Below are 12,709 nucleotides of genomic sequence, written 5' to 3'. Positions count from 1 at the left end.
AGACCGTATAATCAGAATTTTCAGCCGGCACCAAACTATGATCCGATGGCACCGCCCACGCATTTCCTTATGAGGAACCATGGCTTCTACGTTTCTGGCGATCCCGCTACCTCGCAAAGGAGAAAGTTTCCTGCTGCGGACAACCCACCAAAACCGTGACAAGGCGGTCCTGGTCGACACAGGTTGGCGCCTTGGGAAGGGGGATCTCGACAACTCACTTTGTGTTTTTTTGACTGGCATGATGCCGGATCTTCGTAAGATCGATCGCCTGATCCTCAGCCACGAAGACGCGGATCATTGCGAGGGCGCGCCGCAGTTCATAGCAAGTTGGTTGAAGACTGGCCGCAGTATCGAAGAGGTTTGGCTGCCCGCATTATGGGCTCCGGCTGGCGCCGGGCCACGCCGTTCGAAGTGGGTTCGAAGCCGCATAGTCAAAGGAGCATTCGAAGCGGCACCGAAGATCGCGAAAGCCATGCACGAAATTTCTGGTGAGCGGAATAAAGCACACGATCGGGTGCCGTTACCGGAAGATCGGGACCATGAGCACTTTGAAGAGGCCATTCGCCGCGCGGCTTCCCAAAGCGACCTATTTAGCAACTTTTTTCTGATTCGAGAGGACGAGCGCCCGGTCGGACACAGCGAAGAGGCATTTCAAGTCGAAGGGCCGGATGCATCTGTCTTCCCGGATGCCTTCCTGCGCGTGTTTTTGGGCAACGCGCCGATCTGGAATAGCCACGAATGTTTGGCATCCAGTTTGGCCATAGACTTGCGTGAGCGGGACGAGCTGCCGAATGCGCATCCGGACGAAGGCCTTGCGATGAAGTTAGCACACGATGCGCTCGATACGCATGAGCGGATCTCTCAGACGGTCGCAAGCTGCATTACTTTCGGGATTCCAATCCGCTGGTTCGATTTCGAACAGTTCGAGCAAGGCCGCAGGAACGCGGGCGGCGGCGCGAGTGGCGGGGATCACGGATTCTTGACGCCCGTCAATGCGGTTGAAGTGCTGCCAGTGCCAAGCGTAGTGTCGCCGAAACAGATTTTCTACGCCTTGACACTATCGCGCGCGAACCGTCAGTGCTTGGCCTTCCTCCGTCATGAGGATGAAAAGGAGCCAGCGGTGCTCTTCACCGCCGATTCACGTCTCACTACCCAAGGCACACCTTTTGCTAAGCCCACAACAGGCTTGCCGAGCCACAGAAATCTGATCGTGACCGCCCCGCACCACGCCTCGAGTCACAACGATGAGAGTTACCGCATAATTGATGACTGGGTTGGCCATCAGACGCAGCAGATCTTGGTTCGAAATGGTGGCCACAGGGTTACTGCTCCTGCCCATGGATTCATTGCCAGCCCATATAGGTTATGCGTGCGGTGCATCGGCAGTTCGCTGCCAGACGCTACAGTTCGGGTCGAATCCACCAACGGGCGTTGGAGTATGCCTAATTATCCGCGTCCTTGCAGCTGCCATTAGGGTCTAACCGTTTGGGACAACCAACTTGGCGGCGGCAGTTGTTAGGCCGTTTTGCTACCCGATGGCGGACACCGACCGACACTGCAGTTGCAGCGGCTCTGCCCGGCATAGATGATCTGGCCAGCCATTTTTGCCCGCCCGCCTCGTTGCCGGAGGAATATGGTGGCTTCGACATATTTTACTGTGAGCGCCCCGTTACACACCGTTGCATGGCAAAATTACCATACTGATTGCCTGGCAGCGATTCTTGCGCAATAATATGGCAAAATCACCATGGATCCTGCGCGTTCGCGCGGCACGTTTGGATTGAGGGCAAAGATGAAGATCACCGTTGAAGCCGAACTGGGGCAGGTCGTTCGTGACCGGCGAAACGCCGTCGGCATGACCCAGGAAGATCTCGCATCCCTCACCGGAATCCCCCAGGCGAACCTCTCGAAAATCGAGCGCGGAGCGGCCACCGCCAAGTTTGACACCTATCTGCGACTCTGCCAGGCGCTTGGCATAGACCTGCTCGCTGAGGGCCGGGGATGAGAATGGATGTCTGGATCGAGGGGCGAGAGACGCCCGTCGGCGTGCTGACCCGTGCCGACGACAAGACCCTGAGTTTCGCCTATACGGAGGGGGCTGCCAACGGCGGGCAAATCTCGCTCTCGCTTCCTGTGCGGCCCGAGCCATATGGCGATGCCGATTGCCGAGGGTATTTTGCCAATCTGTTGTTCGAGGGGCCGCAGCTCGACCGCGTGCTCTCCAGCTTCAAGGTTGACCGTGACGACTACGGTGCGCTGCTCTTCCATCTCGGGGCTGACTGCCCGGGCGCCATCTCGATCACCCCAGAAGGGACTGGGCCGGGCAAGATGCCGGGTCGTTTCCCTGGCGATTACGAACTTCTCAACCGAAAGCGCCTCGAAGAGATCGTGCTGTCGCTGCACCTGCACCGCCGGATGCCGGAAGGCGAACGGGATCCCTCGCCGGTGGCGGGCGTCCAGGGCAAGATCGCGGTCGTGGCTGACGGGGATGATTTCTACATACCGCGCGAAGGCTCCCGAGCGCCGACCACGCATATCCTGAAAGTCTCGCCACAGGCCGATCCCGAGATCACGAAGCACGAGGTGGCCCTGCTTGCCATCGCGCAGGCCGCAGATATCGAAACCGCCGCCACACTGGCCCTGACCTTCGATATCGATGGGCGACACATCAACGCCCTCCAGTCGCGGCGCTTCGATCGCGAGCAGCGGCTCGAAGACGGGGTGGAACTGATCCGCCGGGTCCATGCCGAGGACTTCTGCCAGGCACTGGGTCTTGCGGCAGAGCTGAAATACGAACGCAAGAGCTCAAACCCCCAACATCGTTTCTCGGCAGCCGCCGTAGCGCAGATCGCGCGCCAAGTGACGGTTCCCGGGATTATGACCCAAGGGTTCTTCGAACATACGATCTTCAACCTGTTGGTTGGCAATACGGACAATCATGCCAAGAATGCGAGCCTGCTTTACAAGGATCAGGGGATCTGGCTGGCACCGCTCTACGATGTCGTCCCTGTCTTCATGGACACAACAGTCACGCACCAGTTCTCGTTCGACCATGGCAAAGCCCGGTTCGCCGAGGATTTTGACCAGGACGCGCTCGCTGCGCTGATGACGGATCTCGGGTTTGCGAAGTCGTCGACCAAACGGGGATTGAGGGTTGTCGCAGCTACAGTCCGTGCGATTGCCGACCTGGCCCCGAAGATCGCAAGCAAGTCACTCGCAGACGGGCTGCATGCCCAGGCGCAGGTCGTGCTGGCCGCGCTGGATCTGCAACTGGAGATCCCGAAACGCGATTACTTTCCGCGCGTGGAGCGGGACGGCAAAACCCTGCATCCCGGCGGGTGGGGCGGGATGAGTTGATGGCAAGCAAGGCGGCATGCGGATCGACGTATCCGGCAGGCGCCCATTCTCCGCGCACGGATTTGGCGACGATTCGTGCCAAGACAGGCGTTGAAACTTTCGCTTTATGTTCCTGATTTGTCAGGGCCTGTTTTGAAACAGAGGGGCTTTGATTTCATTGGCTTTCTGACCGGATTGCAAATCCGTGAAGACCGGTTCGATTCCGGTACCCGCCTCCAAATCTTTTCAAACACTTAGCTGAAATGCGCGACCCTTTCGGGGGCCTGTTTTGAAAAGCGTTTTGAAAACCTGTTCATGCTACGCCCCGTTTGGCCGCCGTCAGGGCCTCAAGGATGCGGTCGGACTCGCCCGGCGCAAGGCGCGCATAATGCTCGATGACGTTCTGCGCATGGCGCAGCCCCCAGCCCATGAAGCCCGCGATCTGCGCAAGGCTAAGGCCCGCGTTCAACAGCCGCGTGGCGGCCGTGCCTCGGGCATCCTGAAGCCGCAGCGTGTCCGACAGCTTGGCCTTGTCACGCCACTGGCGGACGCCTTCTGAAGCCCGGTGTTCGGTCAGCGGCTGGCCGTTGGCATTGGTCAGGATCAACAGCCGGTCCTTGGGCGTGGCGTCCAAAATGGCGGCCATGCGGGGCAGCACCGGGATATGCGCCACCCGGCCGCGCTTGTTCGTCTTGATGCGGATGCGCCGCCCGCCCGGCGTCTCTTCGATATGGGCGCGGGACAGCTTGATAAGATCGCCCGGCCGCAACCCGGTTTCGCAGGCGGCCAGAAGGATGCGCGAGACCCATTCCGGCGCAAGGGCGGTGAAGGTGGCAAGGTCGGCTTCCGTCCAGACCACCTCGGCCCGGTCGGCCTTGTATGCCTTGGGCAAGCGGTCGCAATGATGCTCCGCGATCTTCCCGGCATCCCGCGCCCAATTCAGGATCAGCGTGACCACCGTTCCGGCATAGTCAAATTGCTTGGCCGAATGTGCCCACTGTTGCCGCCATTCGTTCACCTCGCCCCGCGATGCCGGTTCCTCGAATATCGCCACCGGATCGTCCTTGAACTCGGCCGCGAAGCGCAGCGCCCATTTGCGATAATCGTCTTGGGTGCGGGGACTTTTGGCCTTGAACTCGGCCGAAGACAGATAGGCGTCCACCATGCCGGGCACGAGGTGCCCGACCTTCGGCCGCCCCTTTTCCTGTTCCGCGACATAGGCGGCGAAGAAGGCGGGATCGGTGGGGAACGGCTGGCTATCAACCCAGAACCGCGCGCCCTTCCGGTGGGTCAGATAGAAGTAATAGCGCACCGTGCCGTCCGCCAGCTTGGCCCGCACCCGGTTGATTTCGGGGGGAAGGCGCTGGCGGTTACGCACCACGACGCGCCCGCCGCTGGGCCACCAGACCCGCACCCGAGGCCGCCCCGTCGCCGGTGGCAAGGCCCTGCGCTTCATCCAGCCTGAGCCGCACCAGCGCCGGGTCATATACCCCGCGCCGTCCCGGCACCGGGTGGATTTTCATAAGGGCGCACCAGTCGCGGAAAGCGCCATTGACCCCGGAAAACAGCATCTGCCGGGCAAGGTCTTCGCCTGAAATCAATTCAAACATGAGCATTCACCTCCGACGCAGGGGTGCCGGTCGCCGGTAGTGACGCATCGTGCAAAAGAAATGTCGATTGCCGTTGTGCCGCCGTCCGCATCGCACCGTCCCGCCTGCAAGCGTCTTGATGCCCTTAAAAAGCAACAGAACTCGGCAAGGTGCAGTTAAGGAAATCGGCTGAAATCGCCAGCGCGCACCGCGATTTCGCTAGGGCAATCTTAGGGAAGCCCTGTTACGCGCCCGCGCCGCCCGGCTTGGCAAGACGCACCCCGGCACCCCCGCCATTCTCGGGGATGAACTCCACCCCGGCCGCTTCCAGCGCCACCCGGATCGCTGCGATTGAATGGCCCGGCCCGGTTGCTTCGGTTTCAACCCGCGTCACCGTGTTGCGGTGAACGCCCGACCGTTCGGCAAGATCGCGCACGGTCCAGTTGAGAAGACCCCTAGCGGCCCTAATTTGTGCGCTTGTCACCACGAAAATGTCCTTCATAGTGCATTTGTCACCGTAGTGGTGATGATAGCCCATAATCGGATAGACGGCTAGACCGCTAGGTTTCTAGACGCGAAAGGAAGGTGCATATCATGGAAACGCTTCAGTTTGACCGCCGCGCCTATACGGAAATGCAGGCCCGGCTTTCCGGGACAGACGGCCGCCGGATCAGCTTGAACGAATACGCGGCCGCCGGGGTCTTCGCCCTGTCTATCGACTTCTCCGAGGCCATGGACAGCTTGGCGGCCCGCGAACCCGTCGCGGACATGCAGCAGGCTTCCGCATGGATAGATCTGGCCGAGGCGGCGGGCGAATACAACCTGACGCCCGCGCAGCTATGGGCCGGGCTTCAGGAATGTGCCGCGCGCGGAATGCTCACCGTAGCGGTGAACATGGAAGACCCGGAACAGGTCTTCGTCCAACTTGCCGCCGATCCGGCCACCACCCGCAACGGCGGGGCCTTGGGCCGCCTGCGCACCGCAGTGACCTTGCTGCGCCTCGGCCGGGCCGAGGTGATGACGATGGATCAGGCCCGCCAGCATCGCGAACGCATCTGGCGTTTAACCGCATGGGGCGGCGTGGTACCCGGTTCCGGTGCAGAGGCAGAGAAGCGCGAAGAGGTGGGGCGTCTGGATGCGTGAGCGCCGGGGCTTTAGCAACCGGAACCTTCTGGACTTCCTCTGTGCCGTAGCGGCCGTGCAGGAAGCCCCGAAAATCCCACTGGCCCGCGCCGCAGGGCTTGACCCCTACGGCCTCGATATGGCCGTGGGCATGGCGCTGCGGCAGGGCTTCATTCATCCGGTGGCACCCGGCCGCTATATCGTCACCCGGCAGGGTATCGGCTGGGCCACCGGGCAGCTTGTACATGCCCGCGCGCTATTGGCGCTGGAAGCGCGCGCCCTGCGGCCGGATCGGCCGAGGCCGGAAATGACAAAGCGGCCACTTGGCGGCCGCCCTGAAACCCTTATCCCCGCGCCCATGTGAAGAAGGCCGTCCGCCTTTTCTTCCCCGCCTTGCCCTGACCTTCCCGCACAGAGGCGGTGAAGGCCGAGGGCGGCCGATCAGGCGGCTACAGCCTTCGCCAGCGCGCCCTTGCCCGTGAAGTTGAAGGTGATTGCCACCCACCCGTCCTTAGCCCCCGACAGCGGGATGCCCGACACAACGGCATTGCCGCTGTAATAGGCCGCGCCTGTGTCATCGCCGCCCGGATAGAGGTTCAGCGCCACCACGGTGCCCACCTCGATGTCGTCTTGGGTGCCGTCCGCCGGATCGAAATAGCATTCCAGCGAACCGGACCAGCCCTTCACGCCCACCCCGGCATCCTTCCAGTCCTCGCCCATGGAATAGGCTTCGGCCACATCGGCCGTCACGTCCAGATTCCAGCTTTGGACATGGCCGAAATCGGCCGCGCCGATCTTCACAATCCCGTCCTTGCCGTGAATGATTGCCATAGCTGGCCCTTTCCGAAATGGGGAAAGCCCGCCCCGGTTAGGGGCGGGCAGATAGCTCCGATCAGGCGGCCGTGGTTACGGCATCGCGGATGGAAGCGAAGGACTCGGGGTGCCGCACCGCAATGTCCCATTCCGAATGGGCCACGATCCGCACGTTGCCGGTATCGGCCCCGGTCATGTCATCGACCACAAGGTCGATGCCGCCCCATTGGCCGATCAGCAGGTCCGACCAATTGCCGAAGATCAGCGTCGACAGGTTGGTGCCGGTGCCCTTAGTGCCATTCGCGGGCACAAGGTTGCTGAAGGCGGCCTTGTATCCGGCAATGGCCCAGTCGGTGCCGTTCCGTTGCAGGATCATCTGTTGCGCACCGTCCGCCGTCTGCGTGGAAAGCAGCGAGCCTTTCACGAAATGGTTGGTCAGCCAGCCATAGGACGTGCCCGCCACGTTGTCGGCTTCCACCTCGGCCATAAGCCGGGTCAGGAACGGGAAGTGCGGGGTGCCGCCATTCGTGCCGATTGCCACGCTGCCAATACCCACGGTGTTCAAGATGCCGCGCGGGACGGTCGCGGTTCCCGCGCCCGAGATTGCCGCCCGGTCCAGTTCGATGCCGATTGACCGGCGCAGGTCGTTCTTCAGTAGAACGTCCAGCCCCGGCAGGGACTGCTTCAGTTGCCGCCGCGAAAGCTGGCTGCGGGCCGAAAGTTGCTTCAGCGACAGCGGCACCGAGTCGAAAACAGGCGAGGACTCGGTCGAAGCCACACCTTCAGCCACCCACTCGGCCCCGGTGCCCGAGACCATGCGGGGCACCGCCACATTCTCCACCAGCCCCGGCAGAACCGTGGCCCCAAGGCTCATCACCTGCACTTCGGGCCGCAGGGCGTCGATGAAGGCGGATGCCATTTGATCGGTGCCGATCAGCGAGGGCGCGGTGGCGGTGGTGATGACAGCGCGGCCCAGCACCGCCGGGGGAACATAGAAGCCCGTCGCGGACTTGCCCACGGCACGGGTGGTTTCCTGCGCCACCTCACGCTCGAACCCGGCTTCCGACCAGTTGCCCGAATACTCTGCGGCGACAGCGCGCAGGAGCGAATATTCACGTTCGCCACCGCGCCGAATTGCCGGGGCGTTCATGCGCTGGCGGGTGGCAGTGGACGTGTCCGAGCCGATGTGTTCCAGCACCTGCCGCTGGAAGGCTCCAACGGTGGTGCCGTCTTCGATGGCGGCGGCCAACATATCGGCGGGGAGGTCGAAACGCTGGGCACCGGCTTGCAGTTCGCGGACACGGGCGCGTTCGGCGCGCGTGGCTTCCATCACGGCCGTGGCCGGGGCGGCGGGTGCCGGAGTGACCGGCGCGGGGTTCGGGGTAGTCATGGTCAGTCCTTTCAGGGCGGGGGCAAGTGAACGGCCGATACCCACCGAAGGGTCGGCCGGGGTGGCGACGAGAGAGATTTCCAACAATTCCCAGCGGGTCACGCGGACCACCGGGATTCCGTCCAGATCGCCCACCACCTCCAAGGCGTGGGCCGCGTATCCGACAGACACGCTTTGCACCTCGCCCGCGCGAACGCGGGCAAGCATTGCATCGGCTTCGGGCGTTTCCGCAAAGCGGACTACTGCCCGCCCCCGCGCCCCGACGATCTGGGCCGAGGTCACGGACCCCAGCTTCGCGTCAAGGCTGCGGCGGTGATCGGCCAAGAGGGGCACGGCATTCGCCGCCACGCGGGCCAGATCCACCTCTGCGGGCAGATGGCCGAGGACTTCCCAGCCGGTGCCGAAGTGGTAATCGCGCAGCACCGGCGCTTCCGAGGAAAATGACAGCGCCACGCTGCGCTCGTCGCCAGCTTCGGCTTCAGCCAGAACGGCCGCACCGATGCGGGTTGCCATATCTTCGGCCCCCACGCCCCCGGCAGAACCCGCGCCCGGATCAGTGAAGCGCACGGTCATACTGCCCCCCTTGCTTCAGCGTGGCGCAACCCTCGGAATTTGCCTTGGCGGCCAGCACTGCGACCCGATAGGGGTTCAGCCCGATCAAACCCGTGCCCGAGGCTTCAGCCTCGGCGGTGAAGGTGGCGAGGCGGGCGTCATCGTCCGAGACGATGCCAATCGGGGCCTTCCGGTCCAGCCGGTAAAGCACAAGGGCGCGCGGCCCACGGGTCAGGGCGGCGTTGATCCGGTCGGCCGCATCGCGCAGCACGGCCAGCGCAACCTCGCGCTTCAGGCCGAGGCCATGCAATTCGCGGATCAGCACGGCCAGACAGGCCGCCACCACGTCCGCCCGATCCACCGCCATAAATCCGGGTGGGGTATTCTGGTTCACATCATGCCGCAGCATCCGAATTTCCCTTTCATAACAACAACCCCAACCCAAAAACCCGCCACGCAAATTCTTCACATTGCCCCGAGTCATGCGGTCGCGAATACCCCCACATGTCTTTTTCCGGGAAGAACCTAACGGGGGTGGGGGCGAGTCCAGGGCGCTTTCTGTCAGGGGCGGAACGGGAAGGCCGGGCCGCACCCGACGACACGGGCGCGGACCTTTCGCCCGGCCTTCCCCCCCCCGCGACACCAGCGCGGGACACCACAACCCCGCTGGCGCTGATCCGGGCGGCCACCCTTGAAGAACCGCCCGAATGGTATTTGCTGCGGCCAGCATCACGCGGCCACTTGCGCCACCGGGCGCAAAAAGGTTGCAGGGTCCAGCCCCAGCACGGCGGCAACCCGGCGGCAAAGCGCCGACAGGTTGACGATAAGCACCGGCTCGGCTTCATCCCCGCGCGCTTGCATGGCAGCGGCGGCCAACCCCGGCGCGTAGTGATCGGACACGATGGCGAACCCATCCACGCCGGGGGCGGTCAGGTCATCACGGAACGGCCGGGGATCGGTCAGGATCAGCAGCGTTTCGCCCAGATCATAGAGCGGGTCGAAGCGCGGCGGGTGGCCCTCGGCCCCCAAAGCACTGAAGGCAAACTTCATACCGATGCGGTAGGCATCGGCTGCCAAAACACCCCAGTCCAGCAAAGGGCGGGCAATGGCCGCGACCATCACGAACTCGGCCGAATACTGGTTACGCGGCGTATCCGTCTGCATGAGGGGCGCAAGGTCGATGCCCTCGACACTGGCCGCCACGAACAGCGGCGCTGCCGCGCCTTCGCGGTGCGACTTGAACCGGGTCCGGTTCAACCCGGTTGCCCGCTGTAGCGCCGCCCCGCCGTGCATCTGTTCCATGGTCCCATCCCTCTGGCCCGGCAATCAACTGCCACCGGATCAAGATGCAGGAGGGAACCTTAAGAGCCGTATCGGCACCGCGCGATGCGGCAGGCACTTACCGCAACAGGGCAAGGGCAGCGTAGTCCGGGGCGTGGCGGGGACAGTCGGGGGGCAATGCGAAAGTCCGGTTTATAACGCCAATTCAACAAGATAAGAGAATCCGGGGCAGATGGGGCAGCGACTTCCCCCTATTAGCTTCTAGCGTTTTACCGAGTTGCGCTATTTTTTTGGTTGGCCGCTATGGTTTACTGCCCCATCTGCCCCAGGATCATATAAGTATATATAAAAAAACAGAAAACTATAGTTCAGCCTGCCCCTGACACTGCCCCACGGCTGCCCCGTCTAGGCATTATCTGCCCCACAATGCCCCGTTCTCGCCTCGCACCCTCTTCGCCCGGCGGATGCCGGGCGGCATTATATCCTATCTCCATGTCAAATATCGGGGCAGATCAGTTCAGGTCTGGCAATGAGGGGGCGCGGGGCTGTGATGCCGCGCGGCGGAGTTAACAGGCGTTGCGAGGCTTGCGAACGTGAGCTATCGAAAATAGGGAGCCAAGAGGTGGGAGCGGATAACCTTGACAAGCAGCTTCGACATTCAGCCTAAAGAAACGGTGCAGTGCATCGAACTTGTGAGTGGCAAACGCCACCCCTGCACATTTAAATATGATTCTAGCGAAATTCTGGCGACAATATACACATTTGATGATTTTCCCCCATGTCAAAGAAGATCAGCCAGTTTTTATTCTATCTGAAAAGCTGAAAGTAATTTCTCTATACAACAACATTATTGGCGGACCGGGCCGAAGAAATGGGCCGAACGCACAAACCACAGCATTCTGGCTGCCAATATATTCCAACTGCGCAATAATTGGAACAAATGAGTGGATACCCACTGATCGCATTAGGCGCGTCAACTTCAGGATGCCAAATGCAATGCGAATGTTCTGGAACGGCGAAAAACTAAGATCCCTCAGTCAAGGCAGGCGCACCGAAGAGAGCTTCGAGATATTCTCAGTAACGGCCTCTCTGGCAAACTTGCGAGCTTACTACACCGCAAGGGGAATGGCATGGGGAGATGGCTACACAGACTTTGACTGTGGATTTGAGATCGAGTTTCACGATGCCGTTCCCCTTGGGGAGCATCTTGAATATTTAAGCATTCTCAAATGGTTCTTTTCTGGTTGCTTAGGTTTCTTGCTGGATGACACTGATCGGAAAATAAGCAGGCAAACTCAGGAAGAATTTATTGCATCGGTTGAAAGTCACGCCGAAATTCACGAACATCACGAGATACGCCTCGGTCACCCCCTCGATGACCCGCCAAGCCATATATCTTTTCACGGAAGCCCCGCATGGGGGAACTCCTCTGACGAAATTTCCAACCTTACCAAGTGCCTTGTTGCGTGGATGGATAGATTGGATGATTGGAAAAACACCTATGTGCATATGGCGGGCTGCTTACGAATGCACCGTGAGATTTCATCAGAAAGATTGCTGTCAGCTTGCAAATGGCTTGAACGAATACCAACCGCCATCCCTGAGTTAGTTACTGATAACTTAGTTGTCGAAGCGATGGCTGGCGCTGCCCGGGTGGCGGGTGTTGAAAATGGGCTTAATGTAGATTTGGGGCGAATCCGGGGCATTCTCAAACCGCTCATAAAGGAATCTCACGATGCGAGGTTCCGGCGGTTGGTCTCTTTGGTCTGGCCGAACAACCACGTGTCAAAGTCGAGAGATGAGTTTGTTGCAGAACTTAAGCGATCCCAAGGATTGAGGGGAGAAGCGGCGCACAACCACATTGAAGTTCGCAGTCAGGAAGAGTTTGCCGATCTTGCTCGCGTCATCCACGCTGTCGAAGCACTGTGTTTCTTGCTTACTATGCGCGACCTGCCTTGGTCAGACAAAGCTAGAGGCCGTTTGATGGGACATCCAATGACGCAGAACTACATTCACAGTGTATAGGCGCGTCCGCGTTTTGTAACTACGGGATAAGCCGTTGATTTCTGGAATGACAAAAACCATGCCTTTTGAAGAGTTTCCCTTATATTTCAACGCTTGCTGTGGGATTGCAAATCCGTGAAGACCGGTTCGATTCCGGTACCCGCCTCCATATTTTTCAATGACTTAGCAGACATGACCGGCCCGAGGGTATCACCCAGGGTATCAGGTTGCTGTTCTGTGCCTGTTCTGTTCATTGCCGTTTCTCCCGCGCTTGACGCGCCCGCATTTCCTGCCGGGCCTCGCCTGCGTACTTCGCAATCATCTCTTTGGTGGCATGGCCGGAATATGCGGCGATTTCGTCATCATCGCATCCGGCCCATGCCAATTCCTTCACCCCGCGATAGCGCAGCGCGTGAAGGTCATAGGCTTCCAGCCCCAGCCGCTTGCGCTCTTTCAGCATCAAATCAGCCATGTAGCGGTAGCTAATCGGGTTGCCGTCTCGCTTGATAAGGATAGGGCGGGCGGCAATGGGAACCGCACCAAGCGCCCCCTTTGTGTGGTCCAGTGGGCTTTGTTGCGCTATTCCTCTGATCTGCGGATTCATGTTTGTGAGTCAGCGGGT

At 60.8% G+C, this 12,709-nt stretch carries 15 protein-coding genes and 1 tRNA gene; 7 read left to right on the top strand and 9 right to left on the bottom strand.

Going from position 1 to position 12,709, the window contains the following annotated elements; genetic code table 11:
• Window positions 1–79: 79 nt before the first annotated feature.
• The 4 genes from JC607_RS17395 (at window position 80) to JC607_RS17380 (ending at window position 3,575) form a co-directional block, all read left to right on the top strand.
• Window positions 80–1,474: an MBL fold metallo-hydrolase gene (locus JC607_RS17395; RefSeq protein ID WP_198838162.1), complete on the top strand. Its 1,395-nt coding sequence runs from the start codon at window positions 80–82 to the stop codon at window positions 1,472–1,474.
• A gap of 318 nt (window positions 1,475–1,792) precedes the next feature.
• On the top strand, window positions 1,793–2,005 hold the full coding sequence (locus JC607_RS17390; RefSeq protein WP_198838161.1) for a helix-turn-helix domain-containing protein: 213 nt from the start codon (window positions 1,793–1,795) through the stop codon (window positions 2,003–2,005).
• A gap of 2 nt (window positions 2,006–2,007) precedes the next feature.
• Window positions 2,008–3,357: a HipA domain-containing protein gene (locus tag JC607_RS17385; RefSeq protein WP_233092972.1), complete on the top strand. Its 1,350-nt coding sequence runs from the start codon at window positions 2,008–2,010 to the stop codon at window positions 3,355–3,357.
• A 144-nt stretch (window positions 3,358–3,501) separates the two neighbouring features.
• Window positions 3,502–3,575 (top strand) — tRNA-Ser (locus JC607_RS17380).
• Between the two features lie 74 nt (window positions 3,576–3,649).
• Here JC607_RS17380 and JC607_RS17375 read toward each other — a convergent pair.
• From JC607_RS17375 to JC607_RS17365, 3 genes are all read right to left on the bottom strand, one after another.
• Entirely contained in the window at window positions 3,650–4,717 is a 1,068-nt protein-coding gene (locus JC607_RS17375) for a tyrosine-type recombinase/integrase (protein WP_370584858.1), read from the bottom strand.
• Entirely contained in the window at window positions 4,707–4,946 is a 240-nt protein-coding gene (locus JC607_RS17370; RefSeq protein WP_198838158.1) for a hypothetical protein, read from the bottom strand. The genes JC607_RS17375 and JC607_RS17370 overlap by 11 nt, the downstream gene beginning before the upstream one ends.
• 223 nt (window positions 4,947–5,169) lie before the next feature.
• Window positions 5,170–5,427: a helix-turn-helix domain-containing protein gene (locus JC607_RS17365; RefSeq protein WP_198838157.1), complete on the bottom strand. Its 258-nt coding sequence runs from the start codon at window positions 5,425–5,427 to the stop codon at window positions 5,170–5,172.
• Between the two features lie 92 nt (window positions 5,428–5,519).
• On the opposite strand from JC607_RS17365, the gene JC607_RS17360 reads away from it, so the two are divergent.
• Both JC607_RS17360 and JC607_RS17355 read left to right on the top strand, forming a co-directional pair.
• On the top strand, window positions 5,520–6,068 hold the full coding sequence (locus JC607_RS17360) for a hypothetical protein (protein ID WP_198838156.1): 549 nt from the start codon (window positions 5,520–5,522) through the stop codon (window positions 6,066–6,068).
• Window positions 6,061–6,411, top strand: coding sequence for a hypothetical protein (locus JC607_RS17355; protein ID WP_198838155.1), 351 nt, complete (start codon window positions 6,061–6,063; stop codon window positions 6,409–6,411). Before JC607_RS17360 ends, JC607_RS17355 begins: the two co-directional genes overlap by 8 nt.
• A gap of 77 nt (window positions 6,412–6,488) precedes the next feature.
• Here JC607_RS17355 and JC607_RS17350 read toward each other — a convergent pair whose 3' ends face one another.
• The 4 genes from JC607_RS17350 to JC607_RS17335 form a co-directional block, all read right to left on the bottom strand.
• Entirely contained in the window at window positions 6,489–6,878 is a 390-nt protein-coding gene (locus JC607_RS17350) for a hypothetical protein (protein ID WP_198838154.1), read from the bottom strand.
• Window positions 6,879–6,939: 61 nt separating this feature from the next.
• A complete protein-coding gene (locus JC607_RS17345) occupies window positions 6,940–8,823 on the bottom strand; it encodes a phage major capsid protein (protein ID WP_198838153.1) in 1,884 nt (627 codons plus the stop codon).
• Window positions 8,804–9,211: a hypothetical protein gene (locus tag JC607_RS17340; RefSeq protein WP_198838152.1), complete on the bottom strand. Its 408-nt coding sequence runs from the start codon at window positions 9,209–9,211 to the stop codon at window positions 8,804–8,806. Before JC607_RS17340 ends, JC607_RS17345 begins: the two co-directional genes overlap by 20 nt.
• Before the next feature lie 320 nt (window positions 9,212–9,531).
• Window positions 9,532–10,104 (bottom strand): hypothetical protein, encoded by a 573-nt coding sequence (locus JC607_RS17335; RefSeq protein WP_198838151.1) that lies wholly within the window; start codon window positions 10,102–10,104, stop codon window positions 9,532–9,534.
• Window positions 10,105–10,779: 675 nt separating this feature from the next.
• On the opposite strand from JC607_RS17335, the gene JC607_RS17330 reads away from it, so the two are divergent.
• Window positions 10,780–12,108 carry a hypothetical protein gene (locus JC607_RS17330; protein WP_198838150.1) on the top strand — a complete coding sequence of 443 codons (1,329 nt, stop codon included), beginning with the start codon at window positions 10,780–10,782 and terminating at the stop codon, window positions 12,106–12,108.
• Window positions 12,109–12,194: 86 nt separating this feature from the next.
• Here the strand turns inward: JC607_RS17330 and JC607_RS17325 are convergent, their stop codons facing one another.
• Together JC607_RS17325 and JC607_RS17320 are read right to left on the bottom strand one after the other, a co-directional pair.
• Window positions 12,195–12,341, bottom strand: a complete 147-nt coding sequence (locus JC607_RS17325) for a hypothetical protein (protein ID WP_198838149.1) — start codon at window positions 12,339–12,341, stop codon at window positions 12,195–12,197.
• Complete coding sequence (locus JC607_RS17320) at window positions 12,338–12,691, bottom strand: hypothetical protein (protein ID WP_198838148.1); 354 nt, start codon at window positions 12,689–12,691, stop codon at window positions 12,338–12,340. Before JC607_RS17320 ends, JC607_RS17325 begins: the two co-directional genes overlap by 4 nt.
• Window positions 12,692–12,709: the final 18 nt, after the last annotated feature.

The sequence above is a fragment of the Paracoccus sp. IB05 genome (assembly GCF_016405985.1).
In the GTDB taxonomy this organism is placed as follows: domain Bacteria; phylum Pseudomonadota; class Alphaproteobacteria; order Rhodobacterales; family Rhodobacteraceae; genus Pseudogemmobacter.
The sequence above is the reverse complement of the archived record's forward strand: the minus strand, read 5'-3'. Positions and strand labels throughout refer to the sequence as shown.